The sequence below is a fragment of the Pseudomonas sp. B26(2017) genome (assembly GCF_002113045.1).
Lineage (GTDB): Bacteria > Pseudomonadota > Gammaproteobacteria > Pseudomonadales > Pseudomonadaceae > Aquipseudomonas.
The window spans coordinates 101,790-125,965 of record NZ_NEJJ01000007.1; the positions used below are offsets into that span (position 1 = coordinate 101,790).

The 24,176-nt window shown below is 61.3% G+C and carries 19 protein-coding genes and 4 pseudogenes; 15 read left to right on the plus strand and 8 right to left on the minus strand.

The window, feature by feature from the left end:
• Positions 1-109: 109 nt before the first annotated feature.
• Positions 110-634, minus strand: coding sequence for a DUF962 domain-containing protein (locus CAF79_RS12170; protein ID WP_085697969.1), 525 nt, complete (start codon positions 632-634; stop codon positions 110-112).
• A gap of 85 nt (positions 635-719) precedes the next feature.
• Between CAF79_RS12170 and CAF79_RS12175 the strand changes: the two genes are divergently transcribed.
• Positions 720-1,403 carry a Crp/Fnr family transcriptional regulator gene (locus CAF79_RS12175; RefSeq protein ID WP_085697970.1) on the plus strand — a complete coding sequence of 228 codons (684 nt, stop codon included), beginning with the start codon at positions 720-722 and terminating at the stop codon, positions 1,401-1,403.
• A 123-nt stretch (positions 1,404-1,526) separates the two neighbouring features.
• Here CAF79_RS12175 and uraH read toward each other — a convergent pair whose 3' ends face one another.
• Both uraH and CAF79_RS12185 read right to left on the minus strand, forming a co-directional pair.
• Positions 1,527-1,937 (minus strand): hydroxyisourate hydrolase, encoded by a 411-nt coding sequence (gene uraH / locus CAF79_RS12180; RefSeq protein ID WP_085697971.1) that lies wholly within the window; start codon positions 1,935-1,937, stop codon positions 1,527-1,529.
• Positions 1,938-1,953: 16 nt separating this feature from the next.
• Positions 1,954-2,436, minus strand: a complete 483-nt coding sequence (locus tag CAF79_RS12185) for a heme-binding protein (RefSeq protein WP_085697972.1) — start codon at positions 2,434-2,436, stop codon at positions 1,954-1,956.
• Between the two features lie 136 nt (positions 2,437-2,572).
• Here CAF79_RS12185 and CAF79_RS12190 point away from each other — a divergent pair, with 136 nt between their 5' ends.
• Positions 2,573-3,253 (plus strand): heavy metal response regulator transcription factor, encoded by a 681-nt coding sequence (locus tag CAF79_RS12190; protein WP_085697973.1) that lies wholly within the window; start codon positions 2,573-2,575, stop codon positions 3,251-3,253.
• Entirely contained in the window at positions 3,243-4,628 is a 1,386-nt protein-coding gene (locus CAF79_RS12195; protein ID WP_085697974.1) for a heavy metal sensor histidine kinase, read from the plus strand. The genes CAF79_RS12190 and CAF79_RS12195 overlap by 11 nt, the downstream gene beginning before the upstream one ends.
• A 131-nt stretch (positions 4,629-4,759) precedes the next feature.
• Here CAF79_RS12195 and CAF79_RS12200 read toward each other — a convergent pair whose 3' ends face one another.
• Positions 4,760-5,764 (minus strand): AraC family transcriptional regulator, encoded by a 1,005-nt coding sequence (locus CAF79_RS12200; protein WP_085697975.1) that lies wholly within the window; start codon positions 5,762-5,764, stop codon positions 4,760-4,762.
• 100 nt (positions 5,765-5,864) lie between these two features.
• Between CAF79_RS12200 and CAF79_RS12205 the strand changes: the two genes are divergently transcribed.
• The gene (locus CAF79_RS12205; protein WP_085697976.1) at positions 5,865-6,941 is read left to right on the plus strand and encodes a fatty acid desaturase; all 1,077 of its coding nucleotides are present in this window, start codon (positions 5,865-5,867) and stop codon (positions 6,939-6,941) included.
• 118 nt (positions 6,942-7,059) lie between these two features.
• Here the strand turns inward: CAF79_RS12205 and CAF79_RS12210 are convergent.
• Positions 7,060-7,890, minus strand: a pseudogene (locus CAF79_RS12210) (sulfatase-like hydrolase/transferase); the annotation flags it as partial.
• Between CAF79_RS12210 and CAF79_RS12215 the strand changes: the two are divergent.
• Positions 7,876-8,445: pseudogene (locus tag CAF79_RS12215) on the plus strand (TauD/TfdA dioxygenase family protein); the annotation flags it as partial. The pseudogenes CAF79_RS12210 and CAF79_RS12215 overlap by 15 nt on opposite strands.
• Positions 8,446-8,497: 52 nt before the next feature.
• Here the strand turns inward: CAF79_RS12215 and CAF79_RS12220 are convergent.
• A pseudogene (locus CAF79_RS12220) lies at positions 8,498-9,754 on the minus strand (sulfatase-like hydrolase/transferase); the annotation flags it as partial.
• On the opposite strand from CAF79_RS12220, the pseudogene CAF79_RS12225 reads away from it, so the two are divergent.
• The 6 genes and pseudogenes from CAF79_RS12225 to CAF79_RS12250 form a co-directional block, all read left to right on the plus strand.
• Positions 9,754-10,290, plus strand: a pseudogene (locus CAF79_RS12225) (energy transducer TonB); the annotation flags it as partial. The pseudogenes CAF79_RS12220 and CAF79_RS12225 sit on opposite strands and share 1 nt — an antisense overlap.
• An 86-nt stretch (positions 10,291-10,376) precedes the next feature.
• A complete protein-coding gene (locus tag CAF79_RS12230) occupies positions 10,377-11,102 on the plus strand; it encodes a MotA/TolQ/ExbB proton channel family protein (RefSeq protein WP_007952775.1) in 726 nt (241 codons plus the stop codon).
• A gap of 1 nt (position 11,103) precedes the next feature.
• A complete protein-coding gene (locus tag CAF79_RS12235) occupies positions 11,104-11,505 on the plus strand; it encodes a biopolymer transporter ExbD (RefSeq protein WP_085697977.1) in 402 nt (133 codons plus the stop codon).
• A gap of 168 nt (positions 11,506-11,673) precedes the next feature.
• Complete coding sequence (locus CAF79_RS12240) at positions 11,674-12,255, plus strand: alpha/beta hydrolase (protein WP_085697978.1); 582 nt, start codon at positions 11,674-11,676, stop codon at positions 12,253-12,255.
• A gap of 54 nt (positions 12,256-12,309) precedes the next feature.
• Entirely contained in the window at positions 12,310-13,242 is a 933-nt protein-coding gene (locus tag CAF79_RS12245; protein WP_085697979.1) for a sigma 54-interacting transcriptional regulator, read from the plus strand.
• A gap of 164 nt (positions 13,243-13,406) precedes the next feature.
• A complete protein-coding gene (locus CAF79_RS12250; RefSeq protein ID WP_085697980.1) occupies positions 13,407-14,204 on the plus strand; it encodes a MetQ/NlpA family ABC transporter substrate-binding protein in 798 nt (265 codons plus the stop codon).
• Between the two features lie 421 nt (positions 14,205-14,625).
• On the opposite strand, the gene CAF79_RS12255 is transcribed toward CAF79_RS12250, so the two are convergent.
• A complete protein-coding gene (locus CAF79_RS12255) occupies positions 14,626-15,786 on the minus strand; it encodes an AAA family ATPase (protein ID WP_085697981.1) in 1,161 nt (386 codons plus the stop codon).
• Positions 15,787-15,930: 144 nt separating this feature from the next.
• Here CAF79_RS12255 and CAF79_RS12260 point away from each other — a divergent pair, with 144 nt between their 5' ends.
• From CAF79_RS12260 to CAF79_RS12275, 4 genes are all read left to right on the plus strand, one after another.
• On the plus strand, positions 15,931-17,034 hold the full coding sequence (locus tag CAF79_RS12260; RefSeq protein ID WP_085697982.1) for an efflux RND transporter periplasmic adaptor subunit: 1,104 nt from the start codon (positions 15,931-15,933) through the stop codon (positions 17,032-17,034).
• Positions 17,031-18,095 (plus strand): efflux RND transporter periplasmic adaptor subunit, encoded by a 1,065-nt coding sequence (locus CAF79_RS12265; RefSeq protein WP_085697983.1) that lies wholly within the window; start codon positions 17,031-17,033, stop codon positions 18,093-18,095. The genes CAF79_RS12260 and CAF79_RS12265 overlap by 4 nt, the downstream gene beginning before the upstream one ends.
• Positions 18,092-21,157: an efflux RND transporter permease subunit gene (locus CAF79_RS12270; RefSeq protein ID WP_085697984.1), complete on the plus strand. Its 3,066-nt coding sequence runs from the start codon at positions 18,092-18,094 to the stop codon at positions 21,155-21,157. The genes CAF79_RS12265 and CAF79_RS12270 overlap by 4 nt, the downstream gene beginning before the upstream one ends.
• A gap of 90 nt (positions 21,158-21,247) precedes the next feature.
• Positions 21,248-23,500 (plus strand): glycoside hydrolase, encoded by a 2,253-nt coding sequence (locus CAF79_RS12275; RefSeq protein ID WP_085697985.1) that lies wholly within the window; start codon positions 21,248-21,250, stop codon positions 23,498-23,500.
• Positions 23,501-23,503: 3 nt separating this feature from the next.
• Here CAF79_RS12275 and CAF79_RS12280 read toward each other — a convergent pair whose 3' ends face one another.
• The gene (locus CAF79_RS12280) at positions 23,504-24,130 is read right to left on the minus strand and encodes a bifunctional 2-polyprenyl-6-hydroxyphenol methylase/3-demethylubiquinol 3-O-methyltransferase UbiG (protein ID WP_085697986.1); all 627 of its coding nucleotides are present in this window, start codon (positions 24,128-24,130) and stop codon (positions 23,504-23,506) included.
• Between the last annotated feature and the right edge of the window lie 46 nt (positions 24,131-24,176).

Here is a 24,176-nt window from a genome sequence, read left to right on the forward strand (position 1 = left end):
CGGGATGCATTCCCACGCAGAGCGTGGGAACGAGCGACAGTTTTTCAGCGAACACGACATTTGTGAACGACTGGATCCCTGTGGGAGCGAGCTTGCTCTCGAAAGCGGCCTACACAGCGGCCCTGTTCGGATTGACCCGCACCACACCCGCCCGCGCCTCGATCTGCTCTTTCAGTTCATGGCGCATCCCGAGCATGAACGCCAGTTCGGCCACCACAAACAGCGGCCCGACAATCAGCCCGCTCAAATCATCCACAAACGCAGGTTTGCGCCCTTCATAGTGATGGCCGACAAACTGGATCGCCCAGCCAATCACAAACATCGCCAGACCACTGCTGAGCCAGACCAGGGTGCTCTGCTGCGCCAGAACGTGCCCGGCCCAGACCGATAGCCCCATGAGTGCGGTCATCAACACACCAAGTTTCACTTCCAGTCGCAGGTAAAACCATGCTGAGGCCAGCGCCACGATAACGGCAGGCGAAATCCACAACTCGCCCACCGACCATTCCGGCCGCGACAACAGCACGGCCACCGCCACTACGATCAGCGGAATCCCGATAAAGTGGCTGGCGATGTTGCGCGGGTCACGGTGGTAAGCGGCGTATTGACTCAAATGATCGACGAGGCTTTTCATTGTTGTTCCTCCTGTAGGGTGATCGAATCATGCCCCGGGTTCACGGCTCGCTCTGTCAGGCAGGCGACAATCTTTAGGAGAACGCATGGAAAAGGTCTGGCGCGAGCGCCTGTTGACCGGGCAATGGTTCAGTCATCTGCCTTCGTCCTTTCAGAATAGTCTGCTGGCGGCGGCAAAGGAGCGGCGGCTGACGGCGGGGCAGCGGCTGTTCCAGCGCGGTGATGCGCCGTGCGGGCTGTACGCGGTGCTCGATGGCGCGGTGCGCATCGGCGCGGTCAGCGAGCAGGGCAAAGAGGCGTTGCTGAGCCTGGTGGAAGCGCCGCACTGGTTCGGCGAAATATGCCTGTTCGACGGCCAGCCCCGCACCCATGATGCTTATGCGGTCGGCCCGTGTCTGTTGCTGAATATCCCGCAAGCCACACTGCTGAAATTGCTCGACGAGCAACCCGTCTACTGGCGGCATCTCGCATTGTTGATGAGCCACAAACTGCGCCTGACCTTCATCAACCTCGAACAGCTGAGCCTGCTGCCGGCCCCGGCGCGTCTGGCTCATCGCTTGCTGATGATCGCTGAAGGCTACGGCGAACTCGACCCGCCGCGCCGCGTGCTGCAACTGCCCCAGGAACAGCTGGCGTCGATGCTGTCGCTGTCGCGGCAGACCACCAACCAGATCCTCAAGGAGTTGCAGGGGCAGGGGATTATCGGCTTGAGCTATGGCGAAATCGAAATCCTCGACACTGATCGCCTGCGGGCACTTGCCACACTTTAGTGTTCACTACTATCCCTGTGGGAGCGGGCTTGCCCGCGATTGGGGGCTGTCAGTTGTCCTCTATGTCGATTGACACGACGCCATCGCGGGCAAGCCCGCTCCCACAGGGGAATTGTATGTGGCTTACGAGCCGCGATAGGTCGAGAAGCCATAAGGGCTCAGCAGCAGTGGGATGTGATAGTGCTGATCCGTCTGCTTCACTTGAAAAATCACCGGAATCTCCGGAAAGAACGTCTCGTGCTTCGCCTTCTCGAAGTACTCGCCGGTCTTGAACACCACCCGATATTCACCCGCCTCGAACGGTTTGTTCGCCGGGAACAATTCGGCGATCCGTCCCTGTTCATTGGTGGTGCCCTGCGCCAGCGGCTGCCAGTTCTGGCCGACGTGACGCTCCAGCGTCACGTTGATGCCCGGCGACGGCAGGCCGTTTTCCAGATTGAGCACGTGCACGCTCAGCGGGTTGCCGGCGGCCAGTGTCAGGCTCGAAAAAGCACTCAGGCCGAGCGCGGCGAAAGTGATGCGCAGTGGGGTCATGGTGATGCTCCTGGGTTCAAATTCGGTTGATGGAAAGACCGCCAGCTTCGGCCGCCTTCGTCGCACAGCTTTCGTCCTGTTCACCGCCACCGGAACCGGCCACGCCCATGGCGCCGACCAGTTCTTTCCCGGCAAACAAAGGGATGCCACCGCCGAGCAACAGCAACTCGTCCAGCGTGTTGAGGTTGGCGGTTTCCGGGTTGTTGCGGGCGCGCTCGGCGAACAATCGAGTCGGGGTTTTCGTCGACAGCGCGGTGTAGGCCTTGCGTTGGCTGGCGGCGGTGTTATGCGGGCCGATACCGTCGCCGCGCAAGGTCACCAACAGGTTGCCGCCACGGTCGAGTACCGACACCGTGCCGGTGCAGTTTTCCAGTGCCGCGTCGGCCAGCAGCCGGGCGGTTTTCAGATCGAGATCGGCGTGACGGGGCAGCTCCGGCGTAGCGAATGCGGCAGTGCCGAGGCCGATTGCCAGGCTGGCAACCAGGTATTTAGCGGTCATGGGCAGGCTCCAAAAGCGAAGGCCGTCACCTTATCCGCCGGTCCCCGTCGAAACCTCGTCAGTCGGATTACAAGTTTGTAATGGGCAACACGGTCGAAGGAGCCTAGCCTGTGTCTCTGATCAATCGAGGTGTGCCATGCGTTTGCTGGTCGTAGAAGATGAAGCCAAAACCGCGAATTTCCTCGCCAAAGGGCTGGGCGAGTCGGGTTTCGCCGTGGACGTGGCACTCAATGGCCTCGACGGGCGCTACTTCATCGAGCAGCAGGAATACGACCTGATCATCCTCGACGTGATGCTGCCGGGCCTCAACGGCTGGCAATTGCTCCAGCTGATCCGTCAGCGCGGCGCCACGCCGGTGCTGTTCCTGACGGCGAAGGATGCCATCGAAGACCGCGTGCGCGGCCTCGAACTGGGGGCCGATGACTATTTGCTCAAACCGTTCGCCTTCGCCGAATTGCTGGCGCGGGTGCGCACGTTGTTGCGGCGCGGGCCGATGCGTGAGGCCGAGTCGTACAGCATCGCCGATCTGGAAATCGACGTGCTGCGCCGCCGCGTCAGCCGGGGCGGCCAGCGCATCGCTCTGACCAACAAGGAATTCGCCCTGCTGCATCTGCTCGCCAGCCGCCAGGGCGAAGTGCTGTCGCGTACGCTGATCGCTTCGCAGGTGTGGAACCTGAATTTCGACAGCGACACCAACATGGTCGAAGTCGCGGTGCGTCGCTTGCGTTCGAAAGTCGATGATCCGTACATGCCCAAACTGATCCACACCGTGCGCGGAGTCGGCTATCAACTCGAAGCCCCCGACGATGCGCGCTAGATCCATCGCCTGGCGCCTGGCCCTGGCGTTCGCTGCCGTCTGCGCGCTGGTACTCAGCGCGATCGGCGTGTTCCTGTATCGCTCGCTGGCCTCGGAAATCGCCTGGCGCGACGACATGGCGTTGCTCGGTCGCCTGGAACAGGTGCGCGCGCTGCTCGCCGACAGCGACAGCCTAGACGCCTTGCAGGCGCGGCCACGGCTTTACCAGAACATGCTGGGCAACCTCGACAGTCTGCTGCTGGTGCAACGCGCGGACGGCTCGAATGTGATCACGATCAACCCTCGTCAGCGCGAACTGCCGTCCATACAGGCCATTGCGCGAGAGCAGCCGCCGCAACGCCGCGATGTGCTGACCTGGCAAGCGGCGGACGGTGTCGAGCTGGCGCTGTTGTCAGGTCAGGCTCAAGGTCCGAACGGTGAAGCGCTGACCGTGATTGCTGGCAAGGTCTTGAGCGAGCGCGAGCAGATGCTAGGCAGCTATCGGCTGCGCTTGTATCTGGCAGTCGGGCTGGGTGCCGTGCTCGCCTTCACGCTGGGCCTGGTGCTGCTGCGCCGAGGTTTGCGGCCTCTGCGCAAGCTGAGTGAAGCGCTGCGCGGCATCGACCTGCGCAGCCTCGATCAACGCGTTCCCACCGCTGGCACGCCAGCGGAATTGCTGGAACCGGTGCACGCGCTGAACGGCATGCTGGTACGGCTGGACGATGGCTTCCAGCGCCTCTCACAGTTTTCCGCCGACCTCGCCCATGAAATCCGCACGCCCCTGCACACCTTGCTCGCGAGCAACGGCCAGGCACTTAATTACCCGCGCAGCAGCGCCGAGTATCAGGAAGTGCTGGCGTCGAACATGGAGGAGTTCGAGCGGCTCAAGCGCATGGCCGAAAACCTGATGTTTCTCGCCCGCGCCGAGCAGGCCGAGCGAGCGCTCGATCTGCGCACGCTGGAACTGCACGACATCGGCGATGAGTTGTGCGACTACTTCGAAGCCCTGGCCGACGACCGGGGAATCCGCCTCGAAAACACGTTCAGCGGAGAATTGCTGGCCGATCAGCAACTGCTGCAACGCGCCTTGGGCAATCTGTTGGCCAACGCCGTGCGCCATGCCGACGCCGGTTCGATCATCAGCCTGCGCCGGCGCGACGAACCAGGCATGTGCTGGCTGCAAGTCCACAACCTCGGCCCGGTCATCGCGCAGGAGCATCTGGACAAACTGTTCGACCGCTTCTACCGCGTCGACCCGTCCCGCACGCAGCCTGGAGATTCCGGCGGCTTGGGACTGGCGATCGTGCAGTCAATCATGCAGTTGCATGGAGGGCGGGTGCGGGTCAGCAGTGGTGCAACGGGTACGGTTTTTGAGCTTGGATTTGCAGCGATCTGAATGGCCTCTTCGCGGGCAAGCCCGCTCCCACGGTTGTCGAGGTGTGACGCAGGATTTTGTACGCCCCAATCCTTGTGGGAGCGGGCTTGCCCGCGAAGAGGCTGGTCGATTCAGTACAAGTTCCAACCCCTTCAGCGCAACTGATCCCGAAACTGCCCCGGCGTCATCCCGGTCCAGCGCTTGAACGCGCGGCTGAAGCTGCTGGTGTCGGCAAATCCCAATAGATAACTGACTTCGCTCAGCGAGCATTGCGGATCGCGCAGGTGCAGCAGCGCGAGGTTCTCGCGGCTTTCATTCAATAGCGTATCGAAGCGACAACCCTCGTCCGCCAGGTGCCTTTGCAGGCTGCGCAGGCTCAGGTGCAGGGCCTGGGCGATGCGTTCGGCGCTGGGTTCGCCTTCGGGCAGTTGTTCTTCGATGGCGTCGCGCACCTTGCGCTCCCAGGTCAGCGGCTTGAGCTGGGCGAGGGTGCGTTTGAGCACGGCTTCGTTGTGCTCGGCCAGTTCCGGGTTGGCATCGTCGAGATGGCTGTCGAAGTCGGCGAGAGCGAATTCGATGCGGTCTTCTTCGGCGGAAAAATGCACGGGTGCGCGGAACACCTTGTGCCATTGATGCGCGTCAGCGGGTTCCGGGCGGCGCAGGTACACCGCCAGCGGCGCGTAGTCGCGGCCGAGGCGATTGCGGCAGGTGCGCACGTAGATTGCGGCGAAGGCGTCGATGGCCTCGAAGGCGGGCGCCGGGTTGTCCGCCGGGATTTTCAGGCGAAACCGATAGCGGTCTTCGGTGCGGGTCAGCTCCAGTTCCAGCGCGTCGCTGACCACCTGGTGATAACGCACGATCCGCTCGAACACTTCCCGCAGGCTGCCGCTGGCCACCAACGCGTAGCCCAGTGCGTGAAATGTCGTAGGGCTGACGAACCGCGAAACCCGCAAACCGATCGCCGGATCACCGCTGACCTGCACCGCGATTTCCCACAGGCGTGTCGTCGCGGATAGCGGGTAGCGGGCGTTCGGGTCGTCCATCAGTTGCGGATCGAGCCCGGCCTGCTGGCACAGGGCAGTGCTGTCCAGCCCCAGCGCGTCGAGTTGCTTGCGCAGGGCACGGGTCCAGCTGGCGAGAGAAGTCGGTTCCTTCATGCTGGTTGGCGCTTCCGGTCAACAGGTTGGCGTTCTCGGCTACCGCGTTCGGAACCCGCGCGGGGCAGGATGCGAACATCAATAACCAGAGGATGGAAGCATGGACCGTACTTCTGCAAGTCCCCGGCGACACAATGCTGCCCAGCGATCAGCGCATATTCGCGAAGTGGTGCTGGCCAAGGGCGTCGAGCTGCGCGAGCGCTACCCGATTCTCAAGCATCAGGACGCCCTCGGTGCGGGGATTCTGGCGTTTGCCCTGGCCGGGATGATCGGTTCGGCGGCGCTCTACATCACCGGGCACATGGCAGGGTGGGCGTGCCTGTTGCTCAACGCGTTTTTCGCCTCGCTGACCCACGAACTCGAGCACGACCTGATCCACAGCATGTATTTCCGCAAACAGCGCGTGCCGCACAACCTGATGATGGGCCTGGTGTGGCTGGCGCGGCCGAGCACGATCAACCCGTGGATTCGTCGCCATTTGCACCTCAATCACCACAAGGTGTCCGGCACTGAAACCGACATGGAAGAACGCGCGATCACCAACGGCGAACCTTGGGGTTTTGCGCGGTTGCTGATGGTGGGTGACAACGTGATGTCGGCGTTCATCCGCATGCTGCGAGCCAAGACCTGGGCGCATAAATTCAGCATCATCAAGCGCTCACTGAAGGTCTACGCGCCGTTGGCGCTGGTGCATTGGGGCGCGTGGTATGTGTTTCTCGGGTTTCATGCGGCCAACGGAATTGCTGACTTGATGGGTTCGCCGATTGAATGGTCAGCGACCACGTTGTCGGTGATGCAGGTGATCGATATCGCCGCCGTGGTGATCATCGGCCCGAACGTATTGCGTACCTTCTGCCTGCACTTCATCAGTTCGAACATGCATTACTACGGGGATGTGGAGCCGGGTAACGTTCTTCAGCAATGCCAGGTATTGAACCCTTGGTGGCTGTGGCCGTTGCAGGCGTTCTGCTTCAACTTCGGCAGCAGCCATGGCATCCATCACTTTGTGGTGAAGGAGCCTTTCTACATCCGCCAGATGACGGTGCCGGTGGCGCATAAGGTGATGCGGGAGATGGGGGTTCGTTTCAATGATTTCGGGACGTTTGGGCGGGCGAACCGGTTTGTTCGAAAGGATGAAGCAGAGGTGCAAGAAAACGCACGTACAGCCCGGGCTTGATGGTGAGTTTGCGGGCCTCTTCGCGGGCAAGCCCGCTCCCACAGGGGAATGCATTTCAACTGTGGGAGCGGCGGTGCGACGATTCGACTTGCCCGCGAAGGCGTCAGGTCGGGCAACCTCAATCCGGCTGAAACGGCGAGGCACTCAAAATCACGCCAGTCTCTTCCACATACTTTTGCCAGTGCTCGATCAAGGTGTTGAGCTTGTCCGGCTTACTCGACGCCAGGTCATGAATCTCCCCAGGATCACTCCCCAAGTCATAAAGCTGCCAGGTCGCCGGCCCCACCGGCCCGGGGATCCACACTGCCTTCCACTGACCCTGCCGAATCGCCCGGCGCCCGAACAACTCCCATCCAGTGACGGTGTGTTCGTCATGCACCTGCGCCGTCTCGCCGGACAGGAAACCCAGCCACGATTTCCCGCGCAACGGCGCCACCGGTTTGCCGTGCCACTGCTTGCCGGGATGGCGCACGCCGGCCAGATCGAGGAGGGTCGGCGTGATGTCCATCACCGTGCCGAAACCATGGCTGATCTGCCCCTTGAGCGGCAGCTGCGGATAGTGCAACAGTGCCGGAACGCGAATCCCGCCCTCGGTGGTGAACGCCTTGAACAGGCGTGACGGCGCGGTCGCCACCTGCGCCCAGTTCGGTCCGTACCAGACGTAGGAATTGGCGCGGCCTATGTTGTCGAGGCTGTTGTCGTAATGCTGGTTCAGATAGGTCAGCAATTGCGGGCCGAACTTGGGGAAGGCTTCCAGCAGCGCGCCTTCGGCACCGTTGTCGGACATGAACAGGATGAAGGTATTGTCGAGCTGGCCCTGCTGGCGCAGGTAGTCGACGACGCGGCCGATGTTCCAGTCCATGCGCTCGACCATCGCGGCGTAGACCTCCATCGCCCGCGCGGAAATGCGTTTTTGTTCATCGCTCAGCGCAGCCCATTGCGCGGTCAGCTGCGTTCGGTAGTGGCCCCGGCATTCGGCGGCGATACCCTTTGGGCGAATACCGCGACCGCGTACAACGAACTGCCGACCGAATTGCGCGAGCTGGCGGACAAGCTGGTGGCCGTGCACAGCAACGAATACGACTACGCCGCTGTGAAGCCGGATGTGTCAGCGGAGAAGCTTGAGCGTTATCGCAAGATCTTCACCTCGACGGTTTACGAGACCGAACATCCGGTGGTGCGTGTACACCCGATCAGCGGCGAAAAGAGCTTGCTGCTGGGGCATTTCGTCAAGCGCATCAAGGGCTATTCCCAGGCTGATTCGGCGCATCTGTTCGGGCTGTTGCAGAGCCATGTAATCCGTCAGGAAAACACCGTGCGCTGGCGCTGGAAGGCTGGTGATGTGGCGATCTGGGATAACCGCTCGACGCAGCATTATGCGATTGATGACTACGGCACTCAGGATCGGGTGGTGCGGCGGGTGACGCTCAAAGGGGAAGTGCCGGTCGGGGCGAATGGGCAGCGTAGTCAGACCGTCAAAGGTGTCGAAATCGTCGGTGTCTGACTGATCGTTCCCACGCGGACGGTTCGACGCCTCGACGTGGGAACGATCACTGTCACCACACGCCGATCTGCACCATCTTCTCCGTCTCCGGCTCCCCATAACGAAACCGCTGCCCACGCAAATCAATCTCCTGATGACTGATGGTGGTACGCCGCTTCAGTCCGCGCACCCACTCGAACAGATAACCCGCATGCTCTTCGCGCACCGCCGCATATGCCGGATCCGCGCCCAGATCCTGCAGCTCCTGCGGGTCATTCAACAGATCGAAAAGCTGCGGCCGGAAGCCGTCGTACGCCAGGTATTTCCAGCGTTCGCTGCGCACCATGGTCATGCGGCAACGGTCGATCGGCTGGCCCAGTCGCTCCCTTGCCGGGGCCTGAAAGGCGTAGTCGTATTCGCTGATCGCATAGCGGCGCCAGTCGGGATTTTCACCGTGCAGCAGTGGAATCAACGAACGACCTTCCAGGCGATGTTCGGCTCCCGTCACACCCAGCGCTTCGAGAAAGGTCGGCACGCCATCGATGGTTTCCGCCAGGCGCTCGTCCACCGTGCCCCGCGTGACATCCGCCGCCGCACGCGGGTCGCGCACGATCAAGGGGACGCCCACCGCCTGCTCCAGCAAAAACTCCTTCTCACCCAGCCAGTGATCGCCCAGAAAGTCGCCGTGATCGCTGGTGAACACGATCAGCGTGTCTTCCCAGCGGCCGGTGCCTTGCAGGAAATCGAACAGCCGCCCCAACTGATCATCGACCTGTTTGACCAGGCCCATGTACGTCGGGATCACGTTCAGTCGTACCGAATCTTTGGAGAAATTCAGGCTTTCCTCATGCTGGCGAAAGGCCTGATAGACCGGGTGGTCGCTTGGAGAGGCATTACGTACCGGTTCGAGAATCGATTTCGTACTGTACAAGGTGTGGTACGGAGCCGGTACGATGTGGGGCCAGTGGGGTTTGATATAGGACAGGTGTAAAAACCACGGTTTTTCACCTTGCTCACCGATGAAGTCGATGGCTCGATTTGTAGTGTAGACAGTCTCTGAATGTTGCTCGGGAATTCGCGCTGGCAAATGGGCATTGCGCATTTGCCAGCCGCTGAGGATTTCGCCGTTGTCGCCTTCGGCAGCGTTGGCCCAGTCGTGCCAAGGGTTGCGTCCTTCGAAACCCTGTTCGCGCAGGTAATGGGTGTACGGCGCGGATTCGCGTTTGGCGTCGAACAGCGGGTCGTCGGGGAAGATGCCGTCGTGGCGAAAGTACGGTTCAAAGCCGACTTCATTGAGCACTTCGGCCTGGGCGCTTTCAGGGTTGATCGCCGGAAATTCCACCGATGACCATCGAGTTTTCGCGTCCGGCGCCGCCGGCACCTGTGGTCGAGCCACCGCCGCCAGTGGAAGACGAACTGGCAACCAAGCCGCCACCGAAACCAAAGCCGATTCCCAAGCCGAAACCGGTCGCCAAACCCGTGCCGAAACCAGCGCCAAAAGCGGTCGAGCAACCACCGGCTCTGCCACAACCGGCAGCCCCTGTCGCTGCGCCAGCGCCACCTGCACCACCGGCGCCTGCTCCGGTGACGCCGGCCTCGGCCAACGCCGCGTACCTGAAGAACCCGGCGCCGGAATATCCGTCGCTGGCCCAGCGTCGCGGTTGGGAAGGCACGGTGTTGCTGCGGGTTCATGTGCTGGCCAGCGGCAAACCGGGAGAAATCCAGATTCAGAAAAGCAGTGGCCGGCAACAGCTCGACGACGCGGCGCTGGACGCCGTGAAGCGCTGGAGCTTCGTGCCGGCCAAGCAGGGTGATGTCGCCCAGGACGGCTGGGTCAGCGTACCCATCGATTTCAAGATTCATTAATTGGTAATCAGCCGGCTTTATTCTCGCGGTGTGTCTGTAACCGTCATCGCGAGCAAGCTCGGCTCCCACACACGAGGGAACTCATCATGACGTTACTGGCATCTCCACTGGAATCCATCGAAAGCGCGGTGATCTGGCTGCTGGTGGTCTTCTCTGTCGCAACCTGGGGCCTGGCATTGCTCAAGGCTTTGCAGTTCGGCCGGTTGAAGGCGCAGGACCGCAAATTTCACAAGCGCTTCTGGGCGGCGTCGAGTCTGGACTCCGCCGCCGAGTTGAGCGAAACCCAGCCCGGCGCTGCAGCGCGGGTGGCACAGGCCGGTTATGCGGCGATTCAGGTGGGCGAGGCGCCGCAGGCCAATGACCTGAGCCAGGCGATCAACCATCAGGATCGTCTCGAACGTGCCTTGCGCCAGCAGATCGTCCGCGAGCGCCGTTCGCTGGAAACCGGTCTGGCGGTGGTCGCGAGTATTGGCAGCACCTCACCGTTCATTGGTCTGTTCGGCACGGTGTGGGGAATCATGGAAGCGTTGAAAGGTATCAGCGCGGCGGGCTCGGCTAGCCTGGAAACGGTCGCCGGTCCCATCGGTGCAGCGCTGGTCGCCACCGGTGTGGGGATCGCGGTCGCGGTGCCGGCGGTGCTGGTTTACAACTACTTTTTGCGTCGTCTGAAACTGACGGCGGCGGACCTGGATGACTTTGCCCACGACTTCTACAGCCTGGCGCAAAAGAGCTCGTTCCGTGTGCTGATCCACCCGACCGCGCACAAGGCTGCGGCCCAGGGCAACGCAACAAAAGTGAAGGAGGCGTCCTGATATGGCCTTCTCCACGCAAGACAGCGACGAGGTGCTGAGCGAGATCAACGTGACGCCGCTGGTGGACGTGATGCTGGTGCTGCTGGTGGTGTTCATCGTCACCGCGCCGCTGCTGACCAACGCGATACCGATCAACCTGCCGAAAACCGAAGCGGTGGCACCGGTCGAGCAGAAAGACCCGTTGGTGGTGAGCATCGACGGTACGGGAAAACTGTTTATCAACAAGGACGAAATCCAGCCGGATTTGCTGGAGTTCAACCTCAAATCGGCCAAGGCCAAGGACCCGGAAGTGCGCGTGCAATTGCAGGCCGACAACGGGGTGAATTACGGCGAAGTGGCGCGAGCCATGGCTTCGATTGAGCGGGCGGGCATCACCAGGCTGTCGGTGATCACTGCACGATAAGGGTTTGACGTTTTTCCGGGGCCGTCTCCTTGGCAGGGTGCGGCCCCTTTTTTGTTCGTTGCTTGATATTCGTTTAGGGTCTTAATAAATAGCTTCTTATTCCTTAACGAATATAAATCCCGTCCCTATACTCGTTCAGGAACAGACACGACGCAGGAGAGCTCCCCCATGCGCAACGAATCAATCCGCTATCTGATTTTGCCGGGCTGGCAAGGATCGCCAGAAGATCATTGGCAAACCCACTGGCAAAACAGCCTGCCGAACAGCGCGCGGGTGGAGCAGGCCGACTGGCTGACGCCGCGTCGTGAAGACTGGGTCGCGGCGCTGGCCGAGGCGATTGCCGCCGACAGCTCGCCGGTGATTCTCATCGCGCACAGCCTGGGCTGCATCACCGTGGCGCACTGGGCGGCGACCGCGCCGCTGCATCACCTGCGTCAGGTGCGCGGCGCGCTGCTGGTCGCTCCGGCGGATGTCGAACGCCCGGCTTGCGCGCCGGCACTGCGCAATTTCGCACCGATTCCGACCGATCTGTTGCCGTTCCCGAGCCAGGTCGTCAGCTCCGACAACGACGCCGCCGTCAGCGCGCCGCGTGCGCTGGAACTGGCGCGCAACTGGGGCGCCGAGGCGGGGATTCTCGCAGGCGCCGGCCATATCAACGTGAAGTCCGGGCATCAACGCTGGGAGCAGGGATTCGCTTATCTGTATCGCCTGCAAAACCGCATGGAACACCACGCCCGGCGCCGTGCCTGACCCATTATTTTTTCAACGCCCCCGTCTCCCGGCGATTTGGGGCGGGAGTCTGCCATGAATTTTGAAACCTTCGGTCAGCCGTTGCTGACCTTTCCCGATGCGGAAAAAAGTCCCCTGAGCATTCGCGCCAAGGCGCTGGTGTTCGTCGATCCGCGCTCACGCCAGTTGCGCGAGGAAATGGCCCAACTCGCACCGCGCTCGATCTCGGTGTTGATTCGCGGTGAGACCGGCACCGGCAAGGAATTGCTCGCCCGCCACATCCACCGTGCCAGTGATCGCAGCGGGCTGTTTGTCTCGGTCAATTGCGGTGCGATCAGCCCGACCTACGCCGATGCCGAATTGTTCGGCTACGCCGCCGGCAGTTACAGCGGTTCGGCCAGCAGCCGCGCTGGCTGGTTCGGCTCGGCCAACGGCGGCACCTTGTACCTGGACGAAATCGGCGACCTACCGCTGCCGATCCAGATCAAGTTGCTTGCCGCCCTGGAAAATCACGAAGTCACCCGCGTCGGTGCTCATCAACCGAGCCCTGTGGACGTACGTCTGGTGGCGGCGACCAGCATCGATCTGGCGCAAGCGGTGGCGGCGGGGAAATTCCACGAGCGGCTTTATCACTATCTCAGCGAAGGGCAACTGGAACTGCCGGCACTGCGCGCGCGGGTCGGCGACATTCTGTCGCTGGCCGAGTACTTCCTCGGCATCTACAGCCAGCGCCTCGATCTGCCGGTGCCGCTGATAAGCGAAGCGGCGCAGCAGGTGCTGGAACAACACAGTTGGCCGGGCAACACTCGGGAGCTGGAAAATGTCATTCATTTTGCGCTGCTGGTGAGCACCGGCGACGAAATCCTGCCGGAGCACCTGAACCTGCCCGAGGTGTCTGGGCCGCTGGTTCAGATCGAGCGTCAGGCGGCGAGCATCAGCCTCAATGGCACCGCCGACGAACGTAAGGCATTGAAAGAATTGCTGTTGAGTCTGAGCGAGGCGTTGTAACCATTTTGTTCAACATGAACAAAATGGAATATGAAGCTGAATAAACGTTATTGTCCGGGAATAAAAAATCCCGGTATTGTCCGCTTCACGCCAGCAGTAGCACATCGCTGGCACACGTATTAATGCCGTCGTCGATGACGACCGATTTTCGATAAGGACACTGCATGAAAAAGGTTCTGTTGTTTACCGCATTGGCGGCTGCTCTGACTGCTTCCCTGGCCCAGGCCGGCGAGAAACTGGTGGTGGCCGCGACGCCAGTGCCGCACGCCGAGATCCTCGAACTGATCAAACCGACCCTCGCCAAAGAAGGCGTGGATCTGGAAATCAAAGTCTTCACCGACTACGTTCAGCCGAACGTACAAGTGGGCGAGAAGCGTCTGGACGCCAACTACTTCCAGACTCTGCCGTACCTGAACAGCTTCAACCAGGGCAAATACAAGGACGACAAGGCCAAGTACCTGGTAACCGTGCAAGGCGTTCACGTTGAACCGTTCGGTGGTTACTCGAGCAAGTACAAGACCCTGGCCGAATTGCCTGACGGCGCCACCATCGCCATTCCGAACGAAGGCAGCAACAGCGGTCGCGCACTGATCCTGCTGCAGAAGGCCGGCCTGATCGAGCTGAAAGATCCGAAGAACGCCCTGGCCACGCCAAAAGACATCGCCAAGAACCCGCACAACTTCAAGTTCAAGGAACTGGAGTCGGCCCTGCTGCCGCGTGTTCTGAAAGAAGTCGATCTGGACATGATCAACACCAACTATGCGCTGGAAGCCAAGCTGAACCCGACCAAGGACGCCCTGGTGATCGAAGGCGCGGATTCGCCTTACGTGAACTTCCTGGTCGCCCGTGAAGACAACAAGAACAGCGATGCCATCAAGAAACTGGCCGCTGCCCTGACCAGCCCTGAAGTCAAAGCGTTCATCGAGAAGAAGTACGACGGCGCGGTACTGCCGGCGTTCTGATCAGACGCAGCAACACAACCCCTTCAGGTATGAAAACGCCGATGGCCAGTGATGGTCATCGGCGTTTTTGTGTGTGCAGGTGAGGGTGTCTTTAGGCTCAGGCTATCCCGGTTTTCAAAGCCCGGCGCAACGCCACCAACAATTTCACGATTTCCTGCGGATCCAGTCGCTGCGGCACTTTTACGTCCATGTTCTCTTCCTTGTTATGGTTTGGCCGGGGGAGTCTGGCCAAAAGCTGTTCGTCCTTGGAGGGCCTTCATGAAAAAAAGATCCGTCCTACAGCGGAAGGAAAAATAGCTTTCTTATTCTGTCGGGGCAAATCCCGCGCAGCAGTTCCTGAAGAAGTTCTCCGACGTCGAAGCGCTGACTGGGAGATGGCCAGGCGGGCGGTTTTCCGATGACGGGCTCTTGGCTGGCAGGGCTAATCAGGCCAATTCCACGCCGGCTCATCCAGAACCCTCTGCCCGACGATCCCGGTCTGGCCGAGGGTTTTTTCCAGCACGATGCAATTGCATTCCGGGTCTTGCTGCAGCGCCGAAATCAACCGCCGGGCATGGGATACCACCCACACCTGACACTGCTCCGACACGCGGATAATCAAGCGCGCCAGCGCCGGCAGCAGGTCCGGATGCAGGCTGGTTTCCGGTTCGTTCAGCACCATCAGCGACGGCGGGCGTGGGGTCAGCAGCGCGGCGACCAGCAGCAGATAACGCAATGTTCCATCCGACAGTTCCGCCGCCGACAACGGTCGCAACAAACCCTCCTGAAAAAACTCGATGGCAAAGCGGCCGCCCGCCAGCGGTGCAATATTCAGCCGTGCGCCGGGAAACGCATCACTGATCGCGGCCTGCAACGCGTCGGGATCGCCGATCTCGCGGATCGTCTGCAACGCGGCTGCCAGATCTCGCCCGTCGTGATGCAGCACCGGCGTGCGGGTGCCCAGTTGCGGCTGGCGCACCGGGGCGTCGGCGTCGCTGCGAAAGTGATCGTAGAAGCGCCAGCGGCGGATGAACTCGCGCATCTGGAACACTTCCGGCGAGCTGCGCAGGCTGCCGACCTGATCGAACAGGCTGTCGAAGTTCGGCGTGTGCTGGGCCAGCACGTCCCAGTTGCGGCCGTCACGGACACGGATCATCCGCCCGTCGCGATCCACCAGCAAACTCGCCGGACGATACAGCGGGCCGGCCCAGATGCATTCCTTTTTGATTTCCGGGTCGAGGGAGAAGAACGAAAGACTCGGCTCCGGCAATCCCAAGGCGATCGAATAGCTGAAGTCCTCCCCGGCAAAGCCCAGGCGCAGGCGTTTGACGCCCCGGCGCACGGTGGACTGGATCGGCACCTCGCCGTTGCGCATGCGCCGGGTGATGGTTTCCGGTCCGGCCCAGAAGGTCGAATCCAGCCCACCCTCGCGGGCCAGCGCATTGACCACGCCGCCCTGAGCGGTTTCCGCCAGCAGCCGCAGCGCCCGGTACAGGTTGGACTTGCCGCTGCCGTTGGGGCCGGTGATCAGGTTCAGACGGCCCAGCGGAATCACCAATTTATTGATCGAGCGGTAATTGGCTACCGCGAGGGTCTTGAGCATGAAAATCCTTCTTGGGTGCCCCGAAATCCGGGTCAGGATACTCGCTGCACATAAATGCCTGTATCGCGCGGACGAAGGTTGAACCCTGTTCTAAGCTCACAGTCGTATCGTCACTTGCACGTTCGTACACAGGAAGGAGTCTGCATGGCGAGTCCCGGATTGAAAACAGCGGTCATGCTGAGTCTTTTCGCTTTGTTGAGCGCATGCGGCGAGAAAAAGGCGCCCGAAGAGTACCTGCCCCGGGTCTTCGTCCAGGAAGTGAGCCCCGTCAATTACGCCGCCACCGTGACCCTCACCGGCGATGTTCAGGCGCGGGTGCAGACCGAACTGTCGTTCCGCGTCGGCGGCAAGATCATTCAGCGCATGGTCGATGTCGGTGACCGCGTCTCCGCCAGACAAGTGCTGGCCAAACTCGATCCGAAGGATTTGCAGACCAACGTCGATTCCGCCCAGGCCCAGGTGCTGGCCGAGCAGGCGCGGGTCAAACAGAGCGCCGCCGCGTTCGTCCGCCAACAGAAACTCTTGCCCAAGGGCTACACCAGCCAGAGCGAATACGATTCCGCGCAGGCCGCATTGCGCAGCAGCCAGAGTGCCCTGAGCGCGGCCCAGGCGCAGTTGGCCAACGCCAGGGATCAATTGAGCTACACCTCGCTGATCGCCGATGCGCCCGGCGTCATCACCGAGCGTCAGGCCGAAGTCGGCCAGGTGGTTCAGGCCACAGCGCCGATTTTCAGCCTGGCCCGGGACGGCGACCGCGACGCCGTGTTCAACGTGTACGAGTCCCTGCTGGCCGAGCGGCCGGCGGAACGTTCGATCGTCGTGAGCCTGCTCGACAACCCCGCCATCAAGACCACCGGTACCGTGCGCGAAATCACCCCGGCGGTGTCCGCGCAGTCTGGCACGGTGCAGGTCAAGGTCAGCCTCGACAGCCTGCCGCAGGGGATGCAACTGGGCTCGGTGGTGAGCGCCACGGCCAAGGGCACTGGCAAGTCGGCCGTTGAATTGCCGTGGTCGGCGCTGACCAAGAACGTCAGCGATCCAGCGGTGTGGATGGTCGACGATAACGGTGAAGCGCAGCTGCACAACGTCACCGTCGGCCGCTACCTGATCGGCAAGGTCATCATCAGCGAAGGTCTCAAGGGCGGGGAAAAAGTCATTGTCGCGGGTGGGCAATTGCTGCATCCGGGCATGAAGGTCGAAATTGCCGAAAACACCTACAAGGGCCTGCAACCGGGAGCGCAGCCATGAAGCGTCTGGGGCTGATATCCATTGGCGTGTTGCTGGCCGCCTGTTCGAAAAGCGAGCCACCGCCGGAGCCGGTACGGCCGGTGTTGTCGGTCAGGGTCGAGGCGATGAACGAGGAAAACCTCGGGCGTTTCGCCGGCAGCATTCAGGCGCGCTATGAAAGCAACACCGGTTTTCGCGTCGGCGGGCGCATTGCCAGCCGCAACGTCGATGTCGGCACCGAGGTGCAAAAGGGCACGCTGCTCGCCACCCTCGATCCGTCCGATCAGCAGAACCAGTTGCGTTCGGCCCAGGGCGACCTGGCCAGGGTTCAGGCACAGCTGATCAACGCTCAGGCCAACGCCCGCCGTCAGCAAGCGCTGTTCGACCGGGGCGTGGGCGCGCAGGCGCAGCTGGACATTGCCATGACTGACCTGAAAACCACCCAGGCTTCGCTGGATCAGGCGCGGGCGGCAGTCAAACAAAGCAAGGATCAACTCGACTACACCGAGTTGCGTTCGGATCACAAAGCCGTGGTGACCGCGTGGAATGCGGAGGCCGGGCAAGTGGTGACGGCGGGCCAACAGGTGGTGACCCTGGCGCAACCGGACATCAAGGAAGCCGTGATCGATCTGCCCGACACCCTGGTCGATGAGATCCCGCCCGACGTGGTGTTTCTGGTGGCCGGGCAACTTGACCCGAGTATCAACACCACGGCGACCCTGCGCGAGATCGAACCGCAGGCACAAAGTGCGACGCGCACCCGACGCGCACGGCTGACCCTGGCTAATACGCCCGACGGCTTCCGCCTCGGCACCGCGATCAGCGTCACCCTCAGCTCGGCGATCAAGCCGCGTATCGAATTACCAGCCACGGCGTTGCAGGAGGTCGACGGCAAACCGCGAATCTGGGTCATCGACACCCGGAGCAAAACCGTCAACCCGCGCGACGTCAGCGTGATCAGCCGCACCGACAACAGCGTGGTGCTCGCGGGGGGCGTGAAGAACGGCGAGCGCGTGGTCAGCGCCGGCGTCAACAGCCTCAAACCCGGACAATCCGTGAAACTTGACGAGGACAGTCAATGAAAGGCTCTTTCAATCTCTCCGAATGGGCCCTCAAGCATCAGTCTTTCGTCTGGTATCTGATGTTCGTGGCATTGCTCATGGGGGTGTTTTCCTACTTCAATCTGGGGCGCGAGGAAGACCCTTCGTTCACCATCAAGACCATGGTGATCCAGACCAGATGGCCAGGTGCGACTCAAGAGGAAACCCTCAAGCAGGTCACCGACCGCATCGAGAAAAAACTCGAGGAACTCGATTCCCTCGACTACGTGAAAAGCTACACGCGCCCCGGCGAATCGACGGTCTACGTGTACCTGCGCGACACCACCAGTGCCAAGGACATACCGCAAATCTGGTACCAGGTGCGCAAGAAGATCGACGATATTCGCGGGCAGTTTCCTCAAGGCATTCAAGGGCCGGGATTCAACGACGAATTCGGTGACGTGTTCGGTTCGGTGTACGCCTTCACCGCCGACGGCCTGACCATGCGCCAGTTACGCGATTACGTGGAACAGGCGCGGGCCGAGATCCGCAGCGTGCCGGGGCTGGGCAAGATCGAGATGATCGGCCAGCAGGATGAAGTGATTTACCTGAACTTCTCGACCCGCAAACTGGCGGCGCTGGGCATCGATCAACGACAAGTCGTGCAGAGCCTGCAATCGCAGAACGCGGTGACTCCCGCCGGTGTGATCGAGGCGGGCCCCGAGCGGATTTCGGTGAGAACGTCCGGGCAGTTCGCTTCGGAGAAAGATCTGGCCGAGGTCAATCTCAAACTCAACGACCGCTTCTATCGCCTGGCCGATATCGCCGAAATCACTCGTGGTTACGTCGACCCGGCCACCCCCGAGTTCCGCTTCGACGGCAAGCCGGCGATCGGTCTGGCGATTGCCATGCAGAAGGGCGGCAACGTTCAGGAGTTCGGCAAGGCCCTGCACAAACGCATTGATGAGGTGACGGCGGATCTGCCGGTGGGCGTGGGTGTGCACACGGTGTCCGATCAGGCGGTGGTGGTAGAGGAAGCCGTCGGCGGCTTCACCAGCGCGCTGTTCGAAGCGGTGGTGATCGTGCTGGTGGTCAGCTTCATCAGCCTCGGAGTGCGCGCCGGGCTGGTGGTGGCGTGCTCGATTCCGCTGGTGCTGGCGATGGTGTTTGTGTTCATGGAATACAGCGGCATCACCATGCAGCGGATTTCCCTCGGTGCTCTGATCATCGCCCTCGGCTTGTTGGTGGACGACGCGATGATCACCGTGGAAATGATGGTCACGCGCCTGGAAATGGGCGAGAGCAAGGAAGAGGCCGCGACATTCGCCTACACCTCGACCGCGTTCCCGATGCTCACCGGTACGCTGGTGACGGTCGCCGGTTTCGTCCCCATCGGTCTCAACGCCAGCTCGGCCGGCGAGTACACCTTCACGCTGTTCGCGGTGATTGCCGTGGCGATGATCGTGTCCTGGATCGTGGCGGTGTTCTTCGCCCCGGTGATCGGCGTGCACATTCTCAGCACCAACGTGAAACCCCATGAAGCCGAACCGGGACGCGTCGGCCGCGCATTCAATGGCGGTTTGCTGTGGTGCATGCGCAATCGCTGGTGGGCCATCGGCATCACCGTGCTGTTGTTTGTGCTGGCGGTGTTCTGCATGCGGTTTGTGCAGAATCAGTTTTTCCCGTCCTCGGACCGGCCGGAAATCCTGGTCGACCTCAACCTGCCGCAAAACGCCTCGATCGACGAAACCCGCAAGGCCGTCGACAAACTCGAGGCCACGCTCAAGGGCGATGCGGACATCGTGCGCTGGAGCACCTACATCGGCCAGGGTGCGATTCGTTTCTACCTGCCGCTCGACCAGCAATTGCAGAACCCGTACTACGCGCAACTGGTGATCGTCAGCAAAGACTTCGAAGCCCGCGAGGCGCTGAGCAAGCGCCTGCGCGAACGTCTGCACAAGGATTTCGTCGGCATCGGCAGCTACGTGCAGGCGCTGGAAATGGGCCCGCCGGTGGGGCGTCCGATCCAGTACCGGATCAGCGGCAAGGACATTGATCAGGTGCGCAAGCATGCCATCGACCTGGCGACTGAACTGGACAAGAACGAGCACATCGGCGAGATCATTTACGACTGGAACGAGCCAGGCAAAGTCCTGCGAATCGACATCGCCCAGGACAAGGCGCGCCAGCTCGGCCTGTCGTCCGAAGACGTGGCGAACCTGATGAACGGCATCGTCAGTGGCGCGCCGCTGACCCAGGTCGACGACGATATCTACCTGATCAACGTGGTCGGTCGGGCTGTGGATTCCGAGCGCGGTACGCCGGAAACCCTGCAGAACCTGCAAATCGTTACGCCCAACGGCACGTCGATTCCACTGCTGGCCTTCGCCACGGTTCGTTATGAGCTGGAGCAGCCGCTGGTGTGGCGTCGTGATCGCCTGCCGACCATCACCATCAAGGCGTCGGTGCGTGACGAGATTCAGCCGACCGATCTGGTGAAAATCCTCAAGCCGTCCATTGATGCCTTCGCCGAAAAGCTGCCTGTGGGCTACAAGGTCGCCACCGGCGGTACGGTCGAGGAAAGTGGCAAGGCGCAAGGGCCGATCGCCAAGGTGTTGCCGTTGATGCTGTTCCTGATGGCGACTTTCCTGATGATCCAGCTGCACAGTGTGCAGAAGCTGTTCCTGGTGGCCAGCGTCGCGCCACTGGGGTTGATCGGCGTGGTGCTGGCGCTGGTGCCGACCGGTACGCCGATGGGCTTCGTGGCGATCCTCGGGATTCTGGCGTTGATCGGCATCATCATCCGCAACTCGGTGATCCTCGTGACCCAGATCGACGAATTCGAGCGCAAAGGCTACTCGCCCTGGGATGCAGTGGTGGAAGCGACCGAACACCGACGCCGGCCGATTCTGCTGACCGCTGCGGCGGCGAGCATGGGCATGATCCCGATCGCCCGGGAAGTGTTCTGGGGGCCGATGGCCTACGCGATGATCGGCGGGATTGTGGTGGCGACCCTGCTGACACTGCTGTTTCTGCCGGCGCTGTATGTGGCCTGGTACAAGATTCGCGAGCCGAAGAAGGACGCTTCGACATCGGCCCATTAAGCAGGCTTGTTACATATTTGCGAAGGGTCTGACTTACAGCGTCGGTGTATTCAGTTAACGTCCCCGATCCTTTGGGAGAAGGGACGTCTGATGTCTACCGTTATTCGCTGGCTGCGCGCGCTATTGCTGATTGCCGGATTGTGCGTTTCATCCCTGTCATGGGCCGACACGTCATTGGAAAACTCGCTGTGGCGCGTGCAACTCGATCCTGCAACGCTGGCTGTCCGTGTCACCCCGGCCGGCGGCGAGACGGTGCAGGCATCGGCCGGGATTGCCCCACACAAGGTCAGTCAGTTGAGCAGACGCGACAACCGCATCGACTGGCAATGGGATGGCGGGGCCTGGACCCTCAGCGCCACGCTCGATCAACGTGATCTGTCCTTCTCGATCAAGGCGCGTGAGCCGGCAGAACTGGAATTTCTCCATCAGCCCGCCAGCGCGCTGGGCAAGGCGCTGATCTGGCCTCTGGCCGAGGGGCACTATGTGCCGCGTGGCGATCCGGTATGGCAGGCCTTTCTGTTGAGTCAGGGGGAATTCAATACCACTCAGGATCTGAGCTTGCCGCTCTGGGGCGTTGAACATGACGGGTTCAGCCTGCATTGGCTGATGACCAATCCCTACAACAATCGGCTGCTGTTCAGCGACCAGGGCAAGGCTCTGGCACTGTCCGCCCGGCATCGTTTCACCCCGCTCGAGCCGTCCACACCAATGACATTCACCCTGTTTCTCGGGGCGGCCGACCCGTTGGCTGGCGCCAAACGCTACCGGCAGTGGCTGATCGATAACGGTCGCCATGAAAGCTTGAACAGCAAATTCGAAAAAACACCTGAGGCGAAGCGGCTGTTGGGCGCCAGTCATCTGTACCTGTGGGGCAACGACCTGCTGGGCGCCAGGGATGTACGCAGTTGGCCCTTGCTGCTCGACACCTTGCGCGGGGGTGATGCGTTGATCCGTGAACTGAAAGCGGGAATGGATCATGAGGCGTTGCAGATCCTTGCCAGTGGCACGGTGTTGAACGGTTATCAGAAAAAAGTGCTTCTGCGCAGTCTCAACCACGCCTTGAATACGCTGGCGCGCAAGACCTGGCAGGCCCGTGCCGTGCCGGACATGCAGGCTCTGGCGAGCGGTTACGCTGATGTGCGCGCGCAAGTGGCAGCTTCACTCGGTGAAGCGCTGACCCCCGAGCCCGAGCGCTGGGGCAGCACCTTGTCATTGGAAACGATCAGGCAAGTACAGAATGCCGGTCTGTTGCGTCTGTGGTTGGGATTGGGCGAAGGCTGGGAAGGTGGCCTGTGGCACCCCGAGGCGATCAAGGCCGGCGTGGCGGCGGGTTATCTGATCGCACCGTATGACTCCTATGAAACGGCGCTGAGCCGCAATGAAAACCCTGACTGGACCACGGCCCATCTGGGGGACAAGGCAAATCTTGAATGCGCAATCGTAAAGAGCGACGGAACGCTGAAAAGCGGCTTCCAGCAATCGGGGCATTACACCGATCCACGTTGCGTGCGGCCGTTGCTTGAACAGCGGGTCGCGGCGATTCGCGACGCCGCCGGTTTCAACAGCTGGTTTCTCGATGCCTATGCCACCGGCATGCTGTTCGACAGCTACCGACCCGGGGCAACGATGACCCAGGCCCAGAATGCCGCAGGCAACATCGGGGCATCACGCTGGATCAATGAAGTGTTGAAACTGCCCACCGGTTCAGAGGATGGCAACGCAACGACCGCGCAAGGCGTGTTGTTCACCCATGGCATGCAGACCCCGGTGATCGGTTGGGGTGACGTCGAAATGAGCAAGAACCCCGAATCCAGGTACTTTGCAGGCAAGTGGTATCCGCCGGAGCAGCCAGAGGTTTTCTTCAAACCTGTGCCGATCAAAGAGTCTTTGCGGCGTATTCACTTTGATCCGGCCAGCCGCTTGCCGTTGTATCAGGCGGTGTTCCATGGGTCGGTCATCACGTCCCACCATTGGCTGTTCGATAGTCTGAAACTGACCAATGTAAGGGCGGACAACGAACTCGCACAGTTGCTCTACAACGTTGCGCCGCTGTATCACCTCAGTGCTGACACGCTTGCACAGCGATTGCCGCAGATTGCCCGTCAGGATGCGTTCTTCCGGCCTTTGCATGAGCGTCTGGCGACCCAGGCGCTCACCGGTTTCGAATGGTTGAGCGCGGACCGGCTGGTTCAGCAGACCTCCTTTGAAGACGGCACGCTTTTGCTGGCCAATTTTGATATTCAGGCGCGTGAAGTACAGGGGCAGACGCTGCCCGGGCGGAGCCTTACGGTGCGTTCACCCGAAAGTGCGCCGACCCGGTTTCAGATTGAGGCGAGGCCCTGAGTTTCAGGTTTTGCGCCAGACACTCGCCAGCCATGGCTGCTGCTCCCGCGGCAACCCTGCCGGCCGGTAGTAATGCTCAAGTTCCACGAATCCGGCAGCGGTCAACAACCCGCGCCATGCCTCCAGATCGTGGTACGAGCCATAACGCGGCCCGTTCCAGCCTTCACGGTTGTCCCCGCGAGGATTGGAGCTGAACAACACGCCCCCCGGTTTCAGTGTCCCGTGCAACTGCTTCAACACCCGTGGCAATTCCTGCAACGGCACATGAAACAGCACCGCATTGGCGAAGATTCCGTCGAAGCGTTCTGCCGGCAGATCCAGCTTCAGAAAGTCCTGACACCACACTTCACAGCCACTGTCCTCTCGAGCCATCTGCGCGAATTTTTCCGCGCCGTCGAGGCCGACGGCGATGTGACCCATCCGTGTGAAGGTCTGCAAGTCCCGGCCCGGCCCGCAGCCGAAGTCGAGAATGGAAAGCGGCCCTTCAGCCTGAATATGCCGCAGCAGGGCGTCGATGTTCTGGCTGACATCATGGTCGCGGGTGCCTTCACGAAAATCCTCGGCCACCGCGTTGTAGTGGCCGAGGGTAGTGGAGGTGATCTGTTCCAGATCGATAGGCGTCTGTTTCATGGTCGGGCTGCGCTGACAATGGATGTTGCCGACTATACGCCATGGG

Bases quoted from the DNA above. Each gene is read 5' to 3' on its own strand.
- CAF79_RS12170 (WP_085697969.1), bottom strand. From the start codon at position 634: ATGAAAAGCCTCGTCGATCATTTGAGTCAATACGCCGCTTACCACCGT.
- CAF79_RS12175 (WP_085697970.1), top strand. From the start codon at position 720: ATGGAAAAGGTCTGGCGCGAGCGCCTGTTGACCGGGCAATGGTTCAGT.
- uraH (WP_085697971.1), bottom strand. From the start codon at position 1,937: ATGACCCCACTGCGCATCACTTTCGCCGCGCTCGGCCTGAGTGCTTTT.
- CAF79_RS12185 (WP_085697972.1), bottom strand. From the start codon at position 2,436: ATGACCGCTAAATACCTGGTTGCCAGCCTGGCAATCGGCCTCGGCACT.
- CAF79_RS12190 (WP_085697973.1), top strand. From the start codon at position 2,573: ATGCGTTTGCTGGTCGTAGAAGATGAAGCCAAAACCGCGAATTTCCTC.
- CAF79_RS12195 (WP_085697974.1), top strand. From the start codon at position 3,243: ATGCGCGCTAGATCCATCGCCTGGCGCCTGGCCCTGGCGTTCGCTGCC.
- CAF79_RS12200 (WP_085697975.1), bottom strand. From the start codon at position 5,764: ATGAAGGAACCGACTTCTCTCGCCAGCTGGACCCGTGCCCTGCGCAAG.
- CAF79_RS12205 (WP_085697976.1), top strand. From the start codon at position 5,865: ATGGACCGTACTTCTGCAAGTCCCCGGCGACACAATGCTGCCCAGCGA.
- CAF79_RS12230 (WP_007952775.1), top strand. From the start codon at position 10,377: ATGACGTTACTGGCATCTCCACTGGAATCCATCGAAAGCGCGGTGATC.
- CAF79_RS12235 (WP_085697977.1), top strand. From the start codon at position 11,104: ATGGCCTTCTCCACGCAAGACAGCGACGAGGTGCTGAGCGAGATCAAC.
- CAF79_RS12240 (WP_085697978.1), top strand. From the start codon at position 11,674: ATGCGCAACGAATCAATCCGCTATCTGATTTTGCCGGGCTGGCAAGGA.
- CAF79_RS12245 (WP_085697979.1), top strand. From the start codon at position 12,310: ATGAATTTTGAAACCTTCGGTCAGCCGTTGCTGACCTTTCCCGATGCG.
- CAF79_RS12250 (WP_085697980.1), top strand. From the start codon at position 13,407: ATGAAAAAGGTTCTGTTGTTTACCGCATTGGCGGCTGCTCTGACTGCT.
- CAF79_RS12255 (WP_085697981.1), bottom strand. From the start codon at position 15,786: ATGCTCAAGACCCTCGCGGTAGCCAATTACCGCTCGATCAATAAATTG.
- CAF79_RS12260 (WP_085697982.1), top strand. From the start codon at position 15,931: ATGGCGAGTCCCGGATTGAAAACAGCGGTCATGCTGAGTCTTTTCGCT.
- CAF79_RS12265 (WP_085697983.1), top strand. From the start codon at position 17,031: ATGAAGCGTCTGGGGCTGATATCCATTGGCGTGTTGCTGGCCGCCTGT.
- CAF79_RS12270 (WP_085697984.1), top strand. From the start codon at position 18,092: ATGAAAGGCTCTTTCAATCTCTCCGAATGGGCCCTCAAGCATCAGTCT.
- CAF79_RS12275 (WP_085697985.1), top strand. From the start codon at position 21,248: ATGTCTACCGTTATTCGCTGGCTGCGCGCGCTATTGCTGATTGCCGGA.
- CAF79_RS12280 (WP_085697986.1), bottom strand. From the start codon at position 24,130: ATGAAACAGACGCCTATCGATCTGGAACAGATCACCTCCACTACCCTC.